The 20,425-nt window shown below is 69.1% G+C and carries 13 protein-coding genes; all 13 read left to right on the forward strand.

Annotation, left to right across the window (positions count from 1 at the left end):
* The first annotated feature begins 365 nt into the window (after nt 1-365).
* The 13 genes from ACUZUJ_RS02970 to gspD all read left to right on the forward strand — a co-directional run bounded on the left by ACUZUJ_RS02970 (nt 366) and on the right by gspD (nt 20,391).
* Complete coding sequence (locus tag ACUZUJ_RS02970; protein WP_458220920.1) at nt 366-7,547, forward strand: ESPR-type extended signal peptide-containing protein; 7,182 nt, start codon at nt 366-368, stop codon at nt 7,545-7,547.
* Between the two features lie 157 nt (nt 7,548-7,704).
* Entirely contained in the window at nt 7,705-9,558 is a 1,854-nt protein-coding gene (locus tag ACUZUJ_RS02975; RefSeq protein ID WP_049443105.1) for a S8 family serine peptidase, read from the forward strand.
* Nucleotides 9,559-9,694: 136 nt separating this feature from the next.
* Nucleotides 9,695-11,416 (forward strand): type II secretion system ATPase GspE, encoded by a 1,722-nt coding sequence (gspE, locus tag ACUZUJ_RS02980; protein WP_014035931.1) that lies wholly within the window; start codon nt 9,695-9,697, stop codon nt 11,414-11,416.
* Nucleotides 11,417-11,440: 24 nt separating this feature from the next.
* Nucleotides 11,441-12,661: a type II secretion system protein XpsF gene (xpsF, locus tag ACUZUJ_RS02985; RefSeq protein ID WP_014035932.1), complete on the forward strand. Its 1,221-nt coding sequence runs from the start codon at nt 11,441-11,443 to the stop codon at nt 12,659-12,661.
* Nucleotides 12,662-12,710: 49 nt separating this feature from the next.
* A complete protein-coding gene (gene gspG / locus ACUZUJ_RS02990; protein ID WP_014035933.1) occupies nt 12,711-13,154 on the forward strand; it encodes a type II secretion system major pseudopilin GspG in 444 nt (147 codons plus the stop codon).
* Between the two features lie 6 nt (nt 13,155-13,160).
* Entirely contained in the window at nt 13,161-13,655 is a 495-nt protein-coding gene (gene xpsH, locus ACUZUJ_RS02995) for a type II secretion system protein XpsH (protein WP_119007459.1), read from the forward strand.
* On the forward strand, nt 13,652-14,071 hold the full coding sequence (gene xpsI, locus ACUZUJ_RS03000; RefSeq protein ID WP_049443107.1) for a type II secretion system protein XpsI: 420 nt from the start codon (nt 13,652-13,654) through the stop codon (nt 14,069-14,071). The genes xpsH and xpsI overlap by 4 nt, the downstream gene beginning before the upstream one ends.
* Nucleotides 14,068-14,700, forward strand: coding sequence for a type II secretion system protein J (locus ACUZUJ_RS03005; RefSeq protein WP_049443108.1), 633 nt, complete (start codon nt 14,068-14,070; stop codon nt 14,698-14,700). The genes xpsI and ACUZUJ_RS03005 overlap by 4 nt, the downstream gene beginning before the upstream one ends.
* Nucleotides 14,697-15,560 carry a type II secretion system minor pseudopilin gene (locus ACUZUJ_RS03010; protein WP_014035936.1) on the forward strand — a complete coding sequence of 288 codons (864 nt, stop codon included), beginning with the start codon at nt 14,697-14,699 and terminating at the stop codon, nt 15,558-15,560. The genes ACUZUJ_RS03005 and ACUZUJ_RS03010 overlap by 4 nt, the downstream gene beginning before the upstream one ends.
* Nucleotides 15,557-16,702 (forward strand): PilN domain-containing protein, encoded by a 1,146-nt coding sequence (locus ACUZUJ_RS03015; protein WP_458220921.1) that lies wholly within the window; start codon nt 15,557-15,559, stop codon nt 16,700-16,702. Before ACUZUJ_RS03010 ends, ACUZUJ_RS03015 begins: the two co-directional genes overlap by 4 nt.
* Nucleotides 16,677-17,402, forward strand: coding sequence for a type II secretion system protein GspM (gene gspM, locus ACUZUJ_RS03020; RefSeq protein WP_049443110.1), 726 nt, complete (start codon nt 16,677-16,679; stop codon nt 17,400-17,402). The genes ACUZUJ_RS03015 and gspM overlap by 26 nt, the downstream gene beginning before the upstream one ends.
* A complete protein-coding gene (locus ACUZUJ_RS03025) occupies nt 17,392-18,180 on the forward strand; it encodes a type II secretion system protein, XpsN-like (RefSeq protein WP_135968371.1) in 789 nt (262 codons plus the stop codon). The genes gspM and ACUZUJ_RS03025 overlap by 11 nt, the downstream gene beginning before the upstream one ends.
* A gap of 9 nt (nt 18,181-18,189) precedes the next feature.
* Nucleotides 18,190-20,391, forward strand: coding sequence for a type II secretion system secretin GspD (gene gspD / locus ACUZUJ_RS03030; RefSeq protein ID WP_119007455.1), 2,202 nt, complete (start codon nt 18,190-18,192; stop codon nt 20,389-20,391).
* Nucleotides 20,392-20,425: the final 34 nt, after the last annotated feature.

The following is a 20,425-nucleotide window of genomic DNA, read 5'->3' on the forward strand; positions in this document are numbered from 1 at the left end:
GCGTGCGTGAAATTCCTGTTCTGCCCGCTAGTTACATCCGTTTTCATGCGCCAACAGTTCGTCACGTATACCTAACAAAATACTTTTATAAACACGTGAAATAGTGAACTGCTTCACGGCAATAGGATTTGTCGTGTCAAAGTCTTGACGATCTGCAAAGTTGCCGTTAACACTTGAACCCCGTTTCAGAATCATTCATTTCGCAGTAACCGGTTGGCGCACGCGCTCGGTTTTCTGTCGCTGCGCGCCGTTCGGCAATACCCCGCAGTAAATCACGCGAATAAACGCCCCCAGGGGACGTTGGGCCGGAAAGCCCAGCGGTGGCGTTGCTTTGCCCAAAACCAGTCCAATCAGGAGCCGTACCGATGAATCGGATTTATCGCAAGGTCTGGAACAAAGCATTGGGTCAGTTGGTGGTGGCCTCGGAACTGGCCTCCTCCGACAGCAGCAGTGGCGGGGTCGTCGACCAGCGCCGCGATGCGACACAGGCCACGCCCGCACTGCTGGCGGTGGCACTGGGCCTGGTATTGGGATTGGGCATGAGCGGCAGCGCGACGGCACAGTCGGTGCAGATCGGCGGCAGCGCCACCTGCGTTGCATTCAGCGGCAAGCTGCTGGAAAAGTGCTTGATCGAAGGCTCGGCCACGGCCAAGGGCAGCAACGCGGTGGCGATCGGCAGCAACAGCAGTGCCAGCGCCGCCAACAGCGTGGCGCTGGGCGCTGGCTCCAAGGCCACGCGGGCCAACACCGTATCCGTCGGCGATGCCGGCAAGGAACGGCAGATCACCAACGTGGCCGCGGGTACCCAGGGCACTGATGCGGTCAACAAGGCGCAGCTGGATGCGCAGGCGCGCGCCACGCAGGCCGCGCTGGCGGATGTCGCCGCAGATGGAAACCGCTATTTCAAGGCCGACGGCGCAGGCGATGACAGCGACGCGGCGAAGATCGAGGGGCAGGGCGCAGTCGCGGCCGGCGCCGGTGCACAGTCGCTGGCCAACGCCACCACCGCCATTGGCACGCAGGCCATTGCCGCCGGTCTCGGTGCCAGTGCCTTCGGCCAGGGTGCCTTGGCCATCGGCGACGCCAGCGTGGTGGTCGGGCAGAGCGCGGCGGCATTCGGTCTCGGCGACACCGCGGTCGGCGCAAGCGCTACCGCATCCAGCGAGAACGGCGCGGCCACCGCACTCGGTGCGCTGTCCGAAGCCACTGCTGATGGCGCGACGGCTGTCGGCGGCGGTGCCGTGGCGATGGGCCCGGGCAGCACCGCACTGGGTCGCGGCGCTACCGCCGCCAACGAAGCATCGATCGCGGTGGGTGCGTTCAGCACCGCCGTCGGTGAGTACAGCACAGCGCTGGGTTCGAACTCGGCCGCGGTTGCTACCGGCAGCGTGGCGCTGGGCGCCGGCTCGCTGGCCGACCGCGTCGATACCGTCTCTGTCGGCGCCGCCGAATACGGCCTGACCCGGCAGATCACCAGCGTCGCCGCGGGAACTGAAGATACCGATGCGGTCAACGTCGGCCAGTTGAAGGGCGTCGCCGCCGTGGCCGATGCCACCGCCAAGCGCTTCCAGGCCAACGGCAGCAGCAACAGTGATGCGGGTGCACTGGCCGAGGGCGACGAGGCGCTGGCGGCCGGCGAGGCCGCCAATGCGATCGGCAAGGGCGCGACGGCCGTGGGCGCCGGTGCTACCGCCGTCGCGCAGAACGCCACCGCCGTTGGCAACAACGCGCTGGCCACGGGCCAGAACAGTGCCGCGTTCGGCAACAACGCGCAGGCCAACGGCCCGGGTAGTGTCGCCGTGGGTGGTGCTGCGGTGGATGCCAATGGCAATCCGCTGATCACCAGTGGCGGCGTGCCGGTGGAAACCGGCGCCACCAGTGCCGGTGTCGGCGGTACGGCCGTGGGTGCGAGTGCCGAGGCCGGTGGATTCGCCGCGTCGGCCTATGGCGTTGGTGCGTATGCCGCCGGCGCGCAGTCGTCCGCGTTCGGTGCGGTTGCCAATGCCATCGGTGATTACTCCACTGCGCTGGGCACGCAGAGCAACGCCACCGGCACCAGCAGCGTGGCCATCGGCGGCCCGGCCGATCTGATTCCGGGCCTGGGCTTCTTCGTGCAGACCCAGGCCAGCGGCGAAGCGGCCACCGCCGTCGGCGCCGGCGCCATCGCCAGCGGTGATCGCGCGGTGGCCAACGGCAGTCTGACCGAAGCGTCCGGTGCGGAATCCACCGCCGTCGGCTACTTCGCTTACGCCCCGGGTGAGAACGCAAGCGCGCTCGGCGCGCAGACCTGGGCCAGCGGCGCGCAGAGCACCGCCGTGGGCTACTACGCCACCGCACGCGGTCCCAACAGCGTTGCACTGGGCGCGAACTCCGAAGCCGTCCGCGCCAACAGCGTGGCGGTGGGCAGCGCCGGCAACGAACGGCAGATCACCAGCGTTGCCGCTGGCAGCGAAGCGACGGATGCAGTGAACAAGGCCCAGCTCGATGCCGTGGCCAGCACCGCCGACAGCACCGCGCGCTTCTTCCAGGCGCAGCCGGAAGCAGGCAGCGATGCCGGTGCATTGGCCGAGGGCGAAGGTGCGGTTGCGGCGGGTTCGTCGAGCAATGCGATCGGCGCCGGCGCGGTCGCGCATGGCGCAGCGGCCTCGGCCATCGGTGATGACGCCGTGGCGGTGGGTCGCAACAGCAACGCCACCGGCAATGGCGGGGTCGCCATCGGTGGCCTCGGCCAGGCCTACGACGAATACAACCAGCCGATCATCGGTGCCGACGGCACGGCGCAGCAGGTGGGTACCACCGCCGTTGCCGACGCCACGGCGGTCGGCAGCGGTGCGCAGGCGACCGGCGCTGCCAGTAGTGCGTTCGGCAATGCCGCCAAGGCCAGCGGAGACAACAGCTTCGCGGCCGGTGGCAAATCGCGTGCGACCGGGAGCTACGCGGTCGCGGTCGGCGACAGCGCTTTCGCCAGCAGTGACGACAGCACCGCCGTCGGCGGCTACAGCTGGGCCACCGCCAGCGGCGCGAGTGCGTTCGGTTCCGGCGCATGGGCGACGGCCACCAATGCCTCGGCATTCGGCAACGCGGCCTGGGCCAGTGGCAGTGGTGCGACCTCCATCGGTTACAACAGCTGGGCCAACGGCGCCAGCTCCACCGCCGTCGGTCGCGGCGCATTCGGTTATGGCGACAACAGCGTGGCGCTTGGCTTCCAGGCGCTGGGCAACAGCCTCAACAGCATCGCCATCGGCACCAACACGGTGGCTGGCGGTGAAAGCGCGATCGCACTCGGTGCCGGCAGCAACGCCAGCGCCAGCAACGCCGTCGCACTGGGCGCCGGCTCGGTCGCCAACCGTGCGCGCACGGTGTCGGTGGGCAGCACTGGCAACGAACGCCAGGTGACCAATGTCGCTGCCGGTACCCAGGCTACCGATGCGGTGAACAAGGCGCAGCTGGATGCCGTGGCAGGCGCAGCAGCCACCACTAGCCGCTTCTTCCAGGCCAGCGGCAACGGCGGTGATGTGGCCGGTGCACTGGTGGACGGTGATAACGCGCTGGCCGCCGGTGATGCAGCCAACGCCATCGGCAACGGGGCCACCGCACTCGGCAGCGGCGCCAACGCGCTGGCCAACAACGCGCAGGCACTGGGCTTCAACGCCCTGGCCAGCGGCGCCAACGCCAGTGCGGTCGGTGCCAACGCACAGGCGACCGGTGAATATGCGACCGCGCAGGGTGCGGAAAGCGAGGCCAGTGGCGAGCAGAGTGCGGCGTTCGGTGCGGCCAGCATCGCCAGCGGCGCAGGCAGCACCGCTACCGGCGTGCTGTCCGAAGCCTCCGGCGAGGAGGCCGTGGCGGTGGGTTACTTCAGCAACGCCAGTGGCCGTGGCGCCACTGCGGTCGGCAGCGAGAGCGTGGCCAGTGGCACCGCGTCGGCAGCGTTCGGCATCGGCGCCGAAGCGACCGGCGGCTACAGCACCGCCATCGGTGGCTATGCACAGGCATCGGCCTTCAACGCCACCGCCTTCGGCAACTTCGCCAATGCCTCCGGCTCCAACAGCGTGGCGCTGGGTGGCGACTCGGAAGCGTCGGGCGCCTACAGCACGGCCACCGGCCAGGGCAGCCTGGCCACCGGCACCAACAGCGTCGCCGTCGGTGGTTCGTTGTTCGGCGTGCTGGCCACCGAGGCATCGGGCAACTACTCCACCGCCGTCGGTGGCGGCGCCTGGTCCGGCGGCATCAACAGCACCGCGCTGGGCAACGCCGCTGAATCGCGCGGTGCCAACAGCGTGGCGCTGGGTGCGGATTCGATCGCCGACCGCGACAACACCGTATCGGTAGGCGGTGGTGGCAACACCCGCCAGATCACCAACGTGGCCGATGGCACGCAGGGCAACGACGCGGTCAACAAGAACCAGCTCGACGCGGTGGCCGCCGCGGCGCAGAAGACCAGCAGGCAGTTCCAGGCCAGCGGCAATGCCGATGGCGAAACGGGAGCACTGGTCGAGGGTGACAACGCGCTGGCGGCCGGTGATGCGGCCAACGCCATCGGCAACGGTGCCACCGCACTTGGCAGCGGTGCCAACGCGCTGGCTGCCAACGCCACGGCCGTGGGCATCGATGCATTGGCCACCGGCAACAACGCGGCGGCGCTGGGCAGCACGGCACAGGCCACCGGTGAAGACAGCCTTGCGCTCGGCACTGGCGCCAGCGCCAGTGAACTGGGCGCAAGCGCGGTAGGTGCACGTGCACAGGCCAGCGGTGCGTACAGCACGGCAACCGGCACCGAATCCAACGCCAGCGGCACGCAGGCACTGGCCAGCGGCTTCCGTAGTGCCGCTTCCGCCGATGGCACCACTGCCGTCGGTGGCTATGCCGAGGCCAGTGGACGCCTCGGCACCGCATTGGGCTACGGCTCGGCGGCCAGCGGTGCCAACACGACCGCCGTCGGCTTCGGTGCTGCTGCAGCCGGTACCGGTGCCGTGGCGGTGGGCCAGTCCAGCGAGGCCAGCGGCGAGGAGAGCGTGGCCATCGGTGGCAGTACCTTCTTCGGCCTGATCCCGTCGCGTGCCAGCGGCACCGGTGCCGCTGCCTTTGGTGCCGGCGCATGGGCGACCGAAGACTACGCCACGGCAATCGGCTGGAACTCGTGGGCCGCCGGCAGCAATGCCACGGCCCTGGGGGCCAATGCCACCGCCAACGGCAGCAACAGCGTCGCCCTCGGTGCCGGCTCCAAGGCCGACCGTGACAACACCGTGGCCGTCGGCAAAGCCGGTGGCGAACGCCAGGTAACTCATGTGGCAGCCGGTACCGACGCTACCGACGCGGTGAACAAGGGCCAGCTCGATGCCGTTGCCAGCGTCGCCGACAAGACCAGCCGCCAGTTCCAGGCCAGCGGCAACGCCGATGGCGAGGCCGGTGCCCTGGTGGACGGTGACAACGCACTGGCCGCCGGCAACGCGGCCAACGCCATCGGCAATGGCGCCACCGCGCTGGGCAGTGGTGCCAACGCGATGGCCGCCAACGCCACGGCGGTAGGCGTCGATGCCCTGGCGACCGGCAACAACGCGGCGGCACTGGGCACCAACGCACAGGCCAGTGGTGTCGACAGCGTGGCGGTGGGCAGCGGCGCCAGCGCCAGCGAACTCGGTTCCAGCGCCAGTGGTGCTGGCGCCCAGGCCAAGGGCGCCTACAGCACGGCAAGCGGTGCGCAGGCCACGGCCAGCGGCACGCAGTCGCAGGCCAGTGGTTTCCGCGCCACTGCCTCGGCCGATGGCGCTTCGGCGCTGGGCAGCTATGCCGAAGCCAGTGGCCGCCTCGGTACGGCGGTCGGCTACGGCAGCAAGGCCACCGGCGCGAATGCCACCGCAGTGGGTGTCAGTGCCAATGCGTCTGCGGCCGGCAGCATCGCACTGGGCGCTGGCTCGGTGGCCGACCGTGCCAATACCGTGTCGGTGGGCAGCAGCACCAGTGATCGTCAGATCACCCGTGTCGCCGCCGGTACCGAGCGCACCGATGCGGTCAACCGCGGCCAGCTTGATGCGGTTGCCGCAACGGCTGATGGCACGGCGCGTTACATCAAGGCCACCGGCAGTGGTACCGCCAGTGCCAGCGGCAGTGATGCCGCCGCGATCGGTTCGGCCGCGAGTGCCAGCGGCGCACGCAGCAATGCGCTGGGTGCCAACGCGATGGCCATCGGTAATGGTGCGCTTGCACTGGGCAACAGTGCCGGCGCGTCCGGTGCGAACTCGGTGGCGCTGGGTGCGGGCTCGCGAGCGCTCGATGCCAACGTGGTGTCGGTCGGTGGTGGCAACGGCACCGACGGCCCGGCCACGCGCCGCATCGTCAATGTGGCCGATGGCCGCATCGCTGCCGGCAGCAGCGATGCCATCACCGGTTCGCAGCTCAACGTCACCAACCAGCGCGTGGGCGCAGTGGAAACCCGCGTCGGTGATTTCGACTCGCGCATCGCCACGGTCGAGACCACGGCGGCCAGTGCAGTCGGCTATGACGACGCCAGCCGTGACCGCCTGACCCTGTCCGGCTTCCAGGGCACCACCATCGACAACGTCGGCGCGGGCAACATTGCCGCCGGCAGCCGCCAGGCGATCAATGGCGGGCAGCTGTTCCAGTCGCTCAGCGATGCCGCCAGCTTCCTCGGCGGTGGCGCCAGCGTCGGCATGCAGGGTGTGTTCGTGGCGCCGAACTACGTGATCCAGGGCGCCACCTACGGCAACGTCGGCGATGCGCTGGGGGCGCTGGACCGCAAGGTCAGCGAGATTGACCGTCGTACTGCGGGTGGCACCCGCGCAGGCGCGTCCAGCCTGCGTGCAATGAGTGCGTCGCTGGATGAAAGCCCGCTGGCCAGCGTGGCCGACGCACCGGCAACGGCCGATGCCGCACCGGCCAGTACCGCACGCGTGCAGGGCACGCCGACGGTGGCCGCGGCGGGGGCGGGCATTCCGGTTGGCACCCCGGCCACCGGCTTCAACGCCGTGGCCATGGGCGATGGCGCAGTGGCCAGCGGCGCTTCGTCCACGGCCATCGGCCAGGGCGCCAATGCGACTGCGGCAAATGCCGTTGCGCTGGGACAGGGCTCGGTTGCCGATCGTGCCAACACGGTCTCGGTGGGCAGCGAAGGCAACGAACGCCAGGTCACCAACGTCGCCGCTGGCACCACCGCCACCGACGCCGTCAACAAGGGCCAGCTGGACCGCGGCATGGCAACGGCGAACAGCTACACCGACAGCCGCGTCAAAGCCGTTGCTGACAGCTTCGATGTGTTCAAGGGCGAGATCGATGGACGCCTGCGCCACATGGACCGCCGCATCGACCGCCAGGGCGCGATGAGCGCAGCGATGCTCAACATGGCCACCAGTGCCGCCGGTATCCGCACCCAGAACCGTGTTGGTGTCGGCATCGGTTTCCAGGGCGGCGAATCGGCGCTGTCGCTGGGTTACCAGCGTGCGATCAGCGATCGCGCCACGGTCACCTTCGGCGGTGCCTTCAGCAGCGACGACAGTTCGGTCGGCGTCGGTGCTGGCTTCGGCTGGTAAGCCACTCCATTGCGCCGGCGGCCACCCACGCCGGCGCCGTACCTGCAGTGAGGGCCTGGGGGGAGGTCACGGCAATCCCGGCTGGGCCGGCCGGGAGTCGTCAAGGAATGATGGCCGCAGTGTTGGTTCGATCCATGACCCAGAAGAGGAATTCGACGTGATCAAGAAGCAGAACCTTCGCATCAATGTGCTTGCCGCCGCCGTGCTGTCGATGACGGCGGTCGGTGCCGTCCACGCCGCCGGGTTGCCGACCCGTGAACCGGTGCGCCAGGCCAGCACCGCCGAGCCGGGCACCCAGCGCATCATCGTCAAGTACCGGGCTGGTGCTGCTGCCGCCACCGACCGCTCGGCGAAGCTGTCCACCGTGCAGTCCGCACTGAGCCGTGCCAGCCTCTCCGGCGGTACGTCCCGCGCCAGCACGCTCGGCCCGCAGGTGGTCCGCAAGCTGTCTACCGGTGCGGACCTCATCCGTGTGCAGGGCCGCCTGGCGCCTGCCGAACTGCAGCGTGTGCTGAAGGAACTGAAGGCCGATCCGTCGGTGCAGTACGCCGAAGCCGACGTGAAGCTGCGCCGCACCGAACTGCGTGCCGGTGACGTGCAGCCGGCGCTGGTGCCGAACGACCCGCTGTACCAGCAGTACCAGTGGCACTACTACAACGCCACCGGTGGCATCAACGCGCCGTCGGCGTGGGATGTCTCCAAGGGCGAGGGCATCGTGGTGGCGGTGATCGACACCGGCATCCTGCCGCAGCACCCCGACCTGGTCGGCAACCTGCTGGAAGGCTACGACTTCATCAGCGATGCGGAGACCTCGCGGCGCCCGACCAACGATCGCGTGCCGGGCGCACAGGACTACGGTGACTGGGTCGAGAACGACAACGAGTGCTATGACGGCTCGCTGGCCGAGGAAAGCTCCTGGCACGGTACCCACGTGGCCGGCACTGTCGCCGAGCAGACCAACAACGGTGTCGGCATGGCCGGTGTCGCGCACAAGGCCAAGGTGTTGCCGGTCCGTGTGCTCGGCAAGTGCGGTGGCTACCTCTCCGACATCGCCGACGCCGTGACCTGGGCCTCCGGCGGCACCGTATCGGGCATCCCGGCCAACACCAATCCGGCCGAGATCATCAACATGAGCCTGGGTGGCGGTGGCGCCTGCGCCAGCACCTACCAGGATGCGATCAGCGGCGCGATCTCGCGCGGTACCACGGTGGTGGTGGCCGCCGGCAATGAAACCGACAACGCGTCCAAGTACCAGCCGGCCAGCTGCGACGGCGTGGTGACCGTCGGTGCCACCCGCATCACCGGCGGCATCACCTACTACTCCAACTACGGCACCCGCGTGGACCTGTCCGGTCCGGGCGGTGGCGGCAGCGTCGACGGCAATCCGGGCGGCTACATCTGGCAGGCTGGCTCCAACGCCGCCACCACGCCGGAGTCGGGTACGCCCAGCTACATGGGCCTGGGCGGCACCTCGATGGCGTCGCCGCATGTCGCGGCCGTCGCTGCACTGGTGCAGAGCGCGCTGATCGCCAAGGGCAAGGATCCGCTGACCCCGGCCGCGATGCGTACCCTGCTGAAGGAAACCGCGCGTCCGTTCCCGGTCGCGATCCCGGCCGCCACCCCGATCGGCACCGGTATCGTCGATGCCAAGGCCGCGCTGGCCAAGGCACTGGAAGAGCCCTGCACCGAGAACTGCGGGCCGGTGGCCACGCCGCTGACCAACAAGGCCGCGGTCGGTGGCCTGAACGGCGCCGCCGGCAGCAGCAAGCTGTACAGCTTCGAAGCCGTCGCCGGCAAGCAGCTCAGCGTGATCACCTACGGTGGTACCGGCAACGTGTCGGTGTATCTGGCCAAGGGCCGCGAGCCGAGCGCCACTGACAGCGACGCCCGCTCGACGCGTCCGGGCACCTCGGAAACGGTGCGGGTGACGGCACCGACCGCCGGCACCTACTACATCAAGGTGGTGGGCGAAGCCGCCTACAACGGTGTGAGCATTCTCGCCACGCAGTAAGTACCTTGTGTCGTAGTTGAATGGCCGAAGCCCGTCATCCTGTGTGACGGGCTTCGTCTTTTTACGAAAGGTGGCCGCAGGGCGGCGGAAATCACGGCTTAACTGCTAAAGTCGGGCCGATTGACAGGAGAGTCACGTGAACGCGCTCGCTGCAACCGTTACCGACGACGCCGAAGGCCGCATCCTGGATGCGCTGCTGGCGCGCGGCCGGCTCAAGGAAGGAGACCTGGCACGCGCGCGGCCGTTGCACGCCGAGGCCGGTGGCAGCCTGCTGGGCCTGCTGGTGCGCCTGGGCCTGGTGTCTGAACGCGACCAGGCACAGGCCAGCGCCGAGGTGCTGGGCCTGCCGCTGCTGGAAGGCAAGCAGGTGCCGGAGGCCCCGCCGCAGGCGCTGGCCGAGGGACTGCCGCTGTCGCTGCGCTTCCTGAAGCAGTTCCATGTGTGCCCGCTGGAGTTGGATGAACACGGGGTGCGGCTGTGGCTGGCCGATGCCCACGATGCCTATCCACAGCAGGCCGTGCAGTTGGCGCTTGGGGTTCCGGTGACGCCGGTGCTGGGCATGCGCGCGGAGATCGATGACCTGGTCGAGCGCTGGTTCGGCCAGGGCCGCAGCGCGATGGGCGCGATCGTGGAAACCGCGGATGGCGAGGGCGGTGCGGTCGACGATATCGAGCACCTGCGCGACCTTGCTTCGGAAGCGCCGGTGATCCGCCTGGTCAACCTGGTGATCCAGCGTGCGGTGGAGCTGCGCGCTTCGGATATCCATGTCGAACCGTTCGAGAGCCGGCTGAAGGTCCGTTACCGCGTCGATGGCGTGCTGGTGGAGGGCGAAAGCCCGCCGGCCAACCTCACCGCCGCGGTGATCAGCCGCATCAAGATCATGGCCAGGCTCAACATTGCCGAGCGCCGCCTGCCGCAGGACGGCCGCATCATGCTGCGCGTGCAGGGCAAGGAGCTGGACCTGCGCGTGAGTACCGTGCCGACCGCGCACGGCGAAAGCGTGGTGATGCGCCTGCTCGACCGCGAAACGGTGGTGTTCGATTTCCACCGGCTCGGCTTCACCGACGCTTTCCTGCCGCAGTTCCGCAAGGTGCTGGAGCAGCCGCACGGCATCCTGCTGGTGACCGGCCCGACCGGCTCGGGCAAGACCACCACGCTGTACACCGCGCTGAGCCAGCTCAACACCGCCGACGTCAAGATCATCACGGTCGAGGACCCGGTCGAGTACCAGATCGAGGGCATCAACCAGATCCAGGCGAAGCCGCAGATCGGCCTGGACTTCGCCAACGCGCTGCGCAGCATCGTCCGCCAGGATCCGGACATCATCATGATCGGCGAAATGCGCGACCTGGAAACCGCGCGCATCGCCATCCAGTCGGCGCTGACCGGCCACCTGGTGCTGTCCACCCTGCACACCAACAATGCCGCCGGTGGCATCACCCGCCTGCTCGACATGGGCGTGGAAGACTACCTGCTCACCTCCACCATCAACGGCATCCTGGCGCAGCGCCTGGTACGCCGGCTGGAACCGACCCACGCCGAGCGCTACGAAGCCTCGCCGGAAGAGATCGAGCGGTTCGAACTGCGCCGCCTGCAGCCGGAAGGGCCGATCCACCTGTACCGCCCGAAGCCGTCGGCACTGGCGCCGACCGGCTATCTGGGGCGTACCACCATCATGGAATTCCTGGTGATGAACGATGCGCTGCGCCGCGCGGTGATGCGTCGCGATGGCATGGGCGAGATCGAGCGCATCGCCCGCGAGGCTGGCATGCGCACCATGTACGAGGATGGCCTGTCCAAGGCGTTGAGCGGGCAGACCACCATCGAGGAAGTACTGCGCGTGACCGAGGAAAGCTGATGCACGCAGGACGCCGGGGCTGACATGCCGAACTATCGCTACAAGGCGCTCAATCCGCATGGCGAGGTCTTCGATGGGCAGATGGAAGCGGCCAGCGAGGCCGAGCTGATCGCGCGCCTGCAGGACCAGGGCCACCTGCCGATGGAGACGCAGCTGGCCGATGCCGGCGCGATCGGTGGCAGCAGCTGGCGCAACCTGCTGCAGCAGCGCCCGCTGCAGGGTGCTGCGTTGCTGCAGTTCACCCAGCAGCTGGCGACCCTGCTCGGTGCCGGCCAGCCGCTGGATCGCGCGCTGTCGATCCTGCTGGGCCTGCCCGAGGACGAACGATCACGCCGCGCGATCACCGACATCCGCGACGTAGTGCGCGGCGGTGCACCGCTGTCCACCGCGCTGGAACGCCAGCATGGGCTGTTCTCGCGCCTGTACGTGAACATGGTGCGCGCCGGCGAGGCCGGTGGCAGCCTGCATGAAACCCTGCAGCGCCTGGCCGACTACCTCGAGCGCAGCCGCGCGCTGCAGGGCAAAGTCATCAACGCACTGGTCTACCCGGCGATCCTGCTGGTGGTGGTCGGTGGTGCGCTGTTGTTCCTGCTCGGCTATGTGGTGCCGCAGTTCGCGCAGATGTACGAGAGCCTGGACGTGGCGCTGCCGTGGTTCACCAACGCCGTGCTGCAGCTGGGCCTGTTCGTGCGCGACTGGTGGGTGCTGCTGCTGGTGGTGCCGGCGCTGGTGGTGTTGTTCTTCGAGCGCAAGGCGCGGCAACCCGCGTTCCGGCTGGCGCTGGATGGCTGGCTGCTGCAGCGGCGTGGCATCGGCCGCCTCGTCGGCGAGCTGGAAACCGCGCGGCTGGCGCGTACGCTGGGGACGCTGCTGCGCAATGGCGTGCCGCTGCTGGGTGCGCTGGGCATCGCCCGCAACGTGCTGGGCAACCGCGCACTCGCCGCCGACGTGGAAACGGCCGCCGATGAAGTGAAAAACGGTGCCGGCCTGTCGCTGGCACTGTCGCGCGGCAAGCGGTTCCCGCGCCTGGCCCTGCAGATGATCCAGGTCGGCGAGGAATCCGGCGCGCTCGATACCATGCTGCTGAAAGCCGCCGATACGTTCGAACAGGACAGCGCCCGGCGCATCGACCGCATGCTGGCGGCGATGGTGCCGGCGATCACCCTGGTGCTGGCCTCGGTGGTCGGCGCGGTGATCGTGGCCGTGCTGGTGCCGCTGTACGACCTGACCAACGCCATCGGTTGACGATGGCACTCCCTGCAACCCCGACACTCCGCAACTGAAAGGACCGTCCATGATTGCCCGTCGCCGACCGATCCGCCTTTCCTTCACCGCCGCGCGCAACCAGTCGGGCATGAGCCTGCTGGAAATCATCATCGTCATCGTGCTGATCGGCGCGGTACTGACCCTGGTCGCCAGCCGCGTGCTGGGCGGCGCCGACCGTGGCAAGGCCAACATCGCCAAGGCGCAGGTGCAGACCGTCGCGTCCAAGATCGACAACTACCAGATCGATACCGGCAAGCTGCCGGGCACGCTCAACGACCTGGTGACGGCGCCGGCCGGTGTCGGCGGCTGGCTCGGCCCGTACGCCAAGCCGGCCGACCTGAATGACCCGTGGGGCCACGCGCTGGAATACCGCGCGCCGGGCGAAGGCCAGCCGTATGAGCTGGTCAGCCTGGGCAAGGATGGCAAGGCCGGCGGCAGCAGCGTCGACGCTGACATCCGCTACCAGCCGTAACCACGCATGACGTATTTCCTGCCGCGCCGGTTGCCACGCCCGCGCCTGCACGGCAGGCGCGCGGCTGGACTGTCGCTGCTGGAAATGCTGCTGGTGATCGCCCTGATCGCGGCGATCGGCCTGATCACGGCCGCCGGCCTGTCGCGCGGGTTCGCCGGCATGCAGCTGCGCAGCGCCGGCAAGGACATCGCCAACCAGCTGCGCATGGTGCGCGCGCAGGCAATCGCCCGCGGCGAACCGCAGCGCTTCGTGATCGAACCGGCACGGCGGCGCTGGGAGGGTGCCAACCAGCGCCACGGTGAGGTGCCGGCACAGCTGCAGGTGCAGTTCGAAGGTGCCGCCCAGCTGGCCACCGCGCCGGGGCAGGGGGTGATCGAATTCCATCCCGATGGCGGCTCCAGCGGTGGCCGCATCCGGTTGCAGCGCGACGGTGCCGAATGGCGCGTCGACGTTGGCTGGCTCACCGGCGAGGTCCGCTCCGGCCCCTGGCGGGCGCAATGAAGCGGCGCGCGCGTGGCTTCACCCTGCTGGAAGTGATCATCGCCTTCGCCCTGCTGGGCCTGGCGTTGACCCTGCTGCTGGGCAGCCTGTCCGGCGGCGCAAAACAGGTACGTGATGCCGAGCTGCGCACGCGCGCGGTGCTGCATGCACAGTCGTTGCTGGCCGAGGCCGGCATCGACGCACCGCTGCAGGTGGGTAGCCAGCAGGGTGACTGGGAACAGGGGCGCTATCACTGGGAACTGCAGGTTCAGCCGTGGGTGGAGCCACGCGCCGGCAATGTCGTGCAGGCCACGTCACCGGGCACACCATGGCTGGCAGAGCTGCAATTGCAGGTGCGCTGGGGTGACAGCGAGCGCGAGCAGCTGCGCTGGCGCAGCCTGCGCCTGTTGCCGCCCGACCTGGAGAATGCTCGGTGAGGCGCCGCACCGCAGGTTTCACCCTGGTCGAAGTGATGCTGGCCACCGTGCTGCTGGCCGGCGGCCTGGCATTGGCCTTTGCCAGCGTGCGCTCGGCGATGGCGGTCAGCCAGCGCGGCGAGCAGATCGCCGCCGAGAGCGAACGCATGCGCGCGGTCGAGTCCTTGCTGCGCAGGCAGCTGGCGGGCGCGTTGCGCACCCCGCTGGAGGTTCCGGACCCCACCCGCGAACCGATCTTCTTCCAGGGGGAGGAGCAACGGATGTTGTTCGCCGCCGACCTGCCCGGATACCTCGGCCGTGGCGGCCCCTACCTGCACGCGCTGCAGGTCGACGGACGCGATGGCCAACAGCGCCTGCTGCTGGACCTGGTGCTGCTGCAGGAAGGCGAGCGCATCGCCGAGAATCCGCCGCGCCCGCCCGAGGTGCTGGTGGAGAACCTGAAGTCGGTGCAGCTGCGCTATCGCGGCATCGATGCCAGCACCGGGCAGGTGACCGACTGGCTGCCGCGCTGGGATGACACCCGCCGCCTGCCGATGCTGGTGGAAATCCAGATCGTGCCGTCCCGGGGCGCGCCGTGGCCGCCGCTGGTGGTAGCGCCGCGTGCCGGTGGCAGTGGAGGCGCACGATGAGCCGTCAGCGTGGGGCGGCATTGGTGCTGGTGCTGTGGCTGATCGCGTTGATGACGGCGCTGGTCGGTGCGTTCGCGCTGAGTGCACGGGTCGAGCACCTGCAGCAGCGCGTGCTGGACGACGATGCACGCGGGCAGGAACGTGCGCGCGCCGGCCTCGAATACGCCCTCCTGCGTCTGTCAGCCGATCCGCAACGGGCGCCCTGGCGTGCCGATGGCCGTACCTACCGCTGGCAGTTCGACGACGCCAGCATCGAGATCAAGGTGCTGGACGAGAACGGCAAGATCAACCTGAACCTGGCCGATGCGGCGCTGCTGACCGCCTTCCTCAAGGCGCTTGGCGAAGACGATGCACAGGCCCGGCAGTTGGCCGGGGCCATCATCGACTGGCGCGACGAGGACAGCCTGCTGCAGCCGGGCGGTGGCGCCGAAGCGCAGGACTACGCCGCAGCCGGATTGCCCTACGGCCCGCGCAACAAGCGGTTCGAGACCCTGGGCGAACTGCAGCGGGTACTGGGCATGCGCGGTCCGCTGTACCGGGCGATGCTGCCGCACCTGACCCTGTACAGCCGCCAGGCACGGCCGGATCCGCAGTTCGCCAGCGCGCCGGTGCTGACCGCGCTGGGGCTGGATGCGGACATGGTGATGGCGCAGCGCGCACAGCAGGAGCGTGATGCAGATTCCGCTGGTGGCACGACAACGCTTGCCAGCAGCAGCGGCACCTATAGTATCGAGTCCGGTGCCATCGACAGCAGTGGACGCAGGTCGGTGTTGCAGGCAGTGGTACGCAGTGGCTCGGGCGGGGTTCCCGGGCGGACCTACACAGTGCTTCGCTGGGAGCAGGGAATGACAGCAAGATGACGGCGTGGCAGGACAGTCTGCGGCAGGTGCAGGGCCGGATCGGCCCGGGCGCTGGCCGTTTCCTGCGCTGGTGGCGGCAGTCGCTGCTGGCCTGGGTGCCGGTGCGCTGGCAATGGGCATTGGGCTGGGGCCAGGCACGCCTGTTGCTGCAGCACGAGGGCGACCAGCTGCAGGTCTGGCGTGAAGCCGGCGAACGCCGCGAAGCGGTGGCGCGCCTGCCGTGGCCGCTGTCGCCGTTGGACCTGGACCGCGTGCTGGAGCCTCGCCTGCGCACTCTGCCGCGGGTGTGGCTGCTGCCGGCGGCGGATGTCCTGCGGCGTAGCCTGCGCCTGCCCGCTGCAGCGGCCGACCGCCTGCGTGCCGTGGTCGGTTTCGAGATCGACCGGCAGACCCCGTTCGAATCGTCCCAGGTCAGTTATGACGTGCGTGAACTCGGCGCGGGCGGCGAAGGCCAGCTGCAGGTCGAACTGGTGGCGTGGCCATTGCGGCAACTGGAAGCATGGCGCACCGGCGTGGGCCCATGGGCCGATGCGCTGGCGGGCGTCGATGCCATCGATGCGCAAGGCAACGTGCTGCAGGTGAACCTGCTGCCGCCCGCGCAGCGCCAACTGCGGCCAGACCCGATGCGGCGCTGGAACCTGCTGCTGGCCGTGGCTGCCGTCGTGATGCTGGTACTGGCCGCGGTGCAGTTGCTCGACAACCGCCAGGCCGCGGCCGATGAGCTGCGTGCACAGGTCGAGCGCAGCGCGCGCAGTGCGCGTGGCGTGGCCAGCGAACGCGCGCAGCTGCAGGCGCTGATTGATGGCGCCGCGTTCCTGGAGAAGCAGCGCAGCCAGCGCGCCGGTACCGTCGAGATCTGGAACGAACTGACCCGGCGCCTGCCGGAAGGTACCTACCTGGAAAAGCTGGCGATCGAGAACAACAACCTGCAGCTGATCGGCCTGAGCCGCGAGGCATCGCAGCTGGTGCAGCTGCTGCAGGACGCACCGCAGTGGCGCAAGGTCAACCTGACCGGGGTGCTGCAGGCCGATGGCGCCGCCAGTGGCCGCGACCGCTTCACCATGACCGCCGAACTGCAGCCGTTGCCGGCCGCCGCACCGACCCCGGAGGCGGCCGATGCCGATGCCAAGCGCACGCCGTGACCGCTGGCTGGCGCTGGCACTGCTGCTGGCAGTGCTGGGCCTGGCCTATCTGCTGCTGGTGCACCCCTGGTTCACCCAGCCGCTGCGTGCGATCGATGCCGATGTCGCCGCCCTGCGCGAACGCGAGTCGCGCGTGCAGGCGCAGCTGCAGCAGCAGCCGCAGATCGAACAGCGCCTTCGCGCTACCCGCGAGGCACTGCAGCAGCGGCCGGGCTTCCTGCGCGAAGCCACTGCCGAAGCTGCCGCCGCTGCATTGGGCGCCCGGCTGCAGGATGCGGTGGCGATGGCCAGCCCGGGCAACCGCAGCTGCACCATCAGCAACCGCACGCCGCTGACCGACAACCGGCGCGATGCCGAGTTCGTGCGCGTCGCCATGCAGGTGCGCCTGCGCTGTGGCGTGGCCGAACTGGCCACCGTGCTGCACAGCCTGGAAACCGGCAGCCCACGCCTGTTCGTCGACAACCTCAACCTGATCGCGCAGCGCTTCCAGCAATCGCCGAACGAATCGGGGCTGGGCCTGGACGTGTCCTTCGAGCTGGCCGGCTACCTGCTGCCAGGCGCCGCCGCCGATGGCACGGTACCGGCACCCGCTGCGGCACCGGTACCGGCACCGGCACCGCCTGCGTCGCCGGCCGAGGCCGCACCTGCGCCCCACCCGGCGCCCCCGTCCGAAGGACAGGAGGTGGCCGATGAAGCTTGAGCAGATCAGCCTGCGTACCGGCTTCCTGCTGGCGCTGGCCGGTTGGGCGGCCGCCGTCTGGCTGGCGACCGGCTTCGGGCTGGGCAGCCATCTGCCGGGTGCCGGCGGTGATGCCGATGCCGCGCCATCGCTGCCATCGCTGCCGCCGCTGGCGGCCGAGCGCATGGCCAGCGCCGACAGCTACAGCGCAATCGGTGAGCGCCCGCTGTTCGCCGAAGACCGCAGGCCGCGGCCCTATCTGCTGGGTGGCAGCGAACCGGCGGCCAGCGCCGCGTTGCGCCTGACCGGTGTGCTGCTGACCGGCGATTTCGGCATGGCCACGTTCACCACCGAACAGAACCGCTCGCTGCGCCTGCGCCTCAACGGCGAAGCCGTGGATGGCTGGCAGCTGGTGGCGCTGCAGCCGCGCCAGGCCACGGTGATCGGCCCCGGTGGCAACCAGGTCCTCGAACTGGCGGTGTTCAACGGCCAGGGCGGTGAGCCGCCGACGGTGCTGCGCGGAGCAAATGGTGCACCGCCTGCAGGCGCGATTGTTGTGCCGCCCTCGGCGGGCGCTCCGCCGGCGCCGCCACCGGCCGCCGCAGTCCCATCGCCGTCGCCCGCTGGCAATGCACCAGCGCCTGCGGCGGCCGCTGCAAAAACACCACCGGCCAACAACAACGGTCCCAGCGAAGCGCAGATGCAGGCCATCCGCGAACGCATCCAGGCCCGCCGCCGCCAGCTGCAGCAACAGCAGCAACAACCGTCGCCGCCCCCGGGCGATGGCACCAACCGATAGAGTGAATGCATGAACCTGCGTTTTCTTCCCTGGTCCTTTGCCCTCGCGCTGCTGGTCGGCTGCAGTACGGTGTCCGCGCCGCACGTGCAGCGCAACGGCAACCTGTCGCCCAGCGCCGACGCCGGCCAGGCGGCCGACGTCGCTGCCGATGCCGCCCGTGAAAGCCAGGGGGCACCGCAGGCGGTGATCCGTCGCGGTACCGGCACGATGATCAACCGCGAGGCCGCGCGTGCGCCGGCACCGGCGCTGCACGGTGCCAGTACCGGCGAGGCGACCTTCAACTTCGAAGGCGAATCGCTGCATGCGGTGGTCAAGGCCATCCTTGGTGACATGCTTGGCCAGAACTACGTGATCGCACCGGGCGTGCAGGGCACGGTCACCCTGGCCACGCCCAAGCCGGTCTCGCCGGCGCAGGCACTGAACCTGCTGGAGATGGTGCTGGGCTGGAACAACGCGCGCATGGTCTACAGCGGTGGGCGCTACAACATCGTCGCCGCCGACCAGGCGCTGGCCGGCACGGTCGCGCCGAGCACCGCACCGGCAGCCAGCGCGCGCGGCTTCGAAGTCCGCGTGGTCCCGCTGCAGTTCATCTCCGCCACCGAGATGAAGAAGGTGCTGGAGCCGTACGCGCGTCCCAACGCCATCGTCAACGTGGACAGCGGCCGCAACGTGATCACCCTGGGTGGTACCCGCGCCGAACTGGAAAACTACCTGCGCACCGTCGAGATCTTCGATGTCGACTGGTTGTCCGGCATGTCGGTGGGCGTGTTCCCGATCCAGTCGGGCAAGGCCGAGCAGGTCGCGGCCGACCTGGAAAAGGTGTTCGGTGAAGAGAGCAAGACGCCCAGCGCCGGCATGTTCCGTTTCCTGCCGCTGGAGAATGCCAACGCCGTGTTGGTGATCACGCCGCAGGTGCGCTACCTGGACCAGATCCAGCAGTGGCTGGATCGCATCGACACCGCTGGTGGCAGCGCCCGCCTGTTCTCCTATGAGCTGCGCTACATCAAGGCACGTGATCTGGCCGAGCGCCTCAGCGAGGCCTTCGCCAGCAGTGGCAACCGCGGCGGCTCCAGCCCGGCCTCGCTGGCACCGGGCGCCATCCCGTCGCAGCTGGGCGGTGACGGCGATCGTGGAATGGACAACGCCAACAGCAACCTGGGGTCGACGCTGGGCGGAAGCAGTGGCAGTGGCAGCAGCAATGGCAGCCTGAACCTGCCGCAGCGCCAGCCCGGCAACGTCAGTGTCAGCCTGGAAGTGGAAGGTGACCGCGTCGGCGTGTCGGCGGTGGAGGAAACCAACACCCTGCTGGTGCGCTCGACGCCGCAGGCCTGGCGCTCGATCCGCGAGGTGATCGAGAAGCTGGACGTGATGCCGCTGCAGGTGCACATCGAGGCACAGGTGGCCGAAGTGGCGCTGACCGGTGACCTGAAGTACGGCGTGAACTGGTTCTTCGACAATGCCGTGGCCGGTCGCACACTGACCGGCGCGCTCAGCGGCCTGACCCTGCCGCCGGCCGCTGCGGGTGCCTGGAATACCTTCGCGGGTGGCGTGACCGGCAATGACGGTGTGGGCTGGGCATTCACCGGCCACAACGCTGCCGCCGTGGTCAGCGCACTGGACAAGGTGACCGACCTGCGCCTGCTGCAGACGCCATCGGTGTTCGTGCGCAACAATGCCGAAGCCACGCTCAACGTCGGCGACAAGGTGCCGATCAACACCACCACGGTGAACACCGGTGTGGGCACCAGCACCTACAGCTCGGTGCAGTACATCGACACCGGCGTGATCCTCAAGGTGCGCCCGCGCGTGACCCGCGACGGCACCGTGTTCCTGGACATCGTGCAGGAAGTCAGCAGCGCCTCGGACGTGCCGGAAGCCTGCAACCCGACCGAGCGCAACTGCAACCCGCGCATTTCGACCAAGAAGCTGTCCACCGAAGCGGCGGTGCAGAGCGGCGACACCATCATGCTGGCGGGCCTGATCACCGATTCGGCCACCGACGGCAGCAGCGGCATCCCGGGGCTGAGCAAGATTCCGGTGGTCGGTGCGTTGTTCGGTCAGAAGACCCGCACCAGCCGTCGTTCGGAAGTGATCGTGCTGCTGACCCCGACCATCGTCCGCAACAGCCAGGAATCGCGCAACCTGACCGACGAGTACAGCAAGCGCTTCCGCGCGATGGAGCCGCTGAACCAGCCGCGCGCGAAGAAGTAAGGGGTTTACGGCCGGGCTGCGCCCGGCACCCGCA

This window comes from Stenotrophomonas sp. S4 (assembly GCF_054187805.2).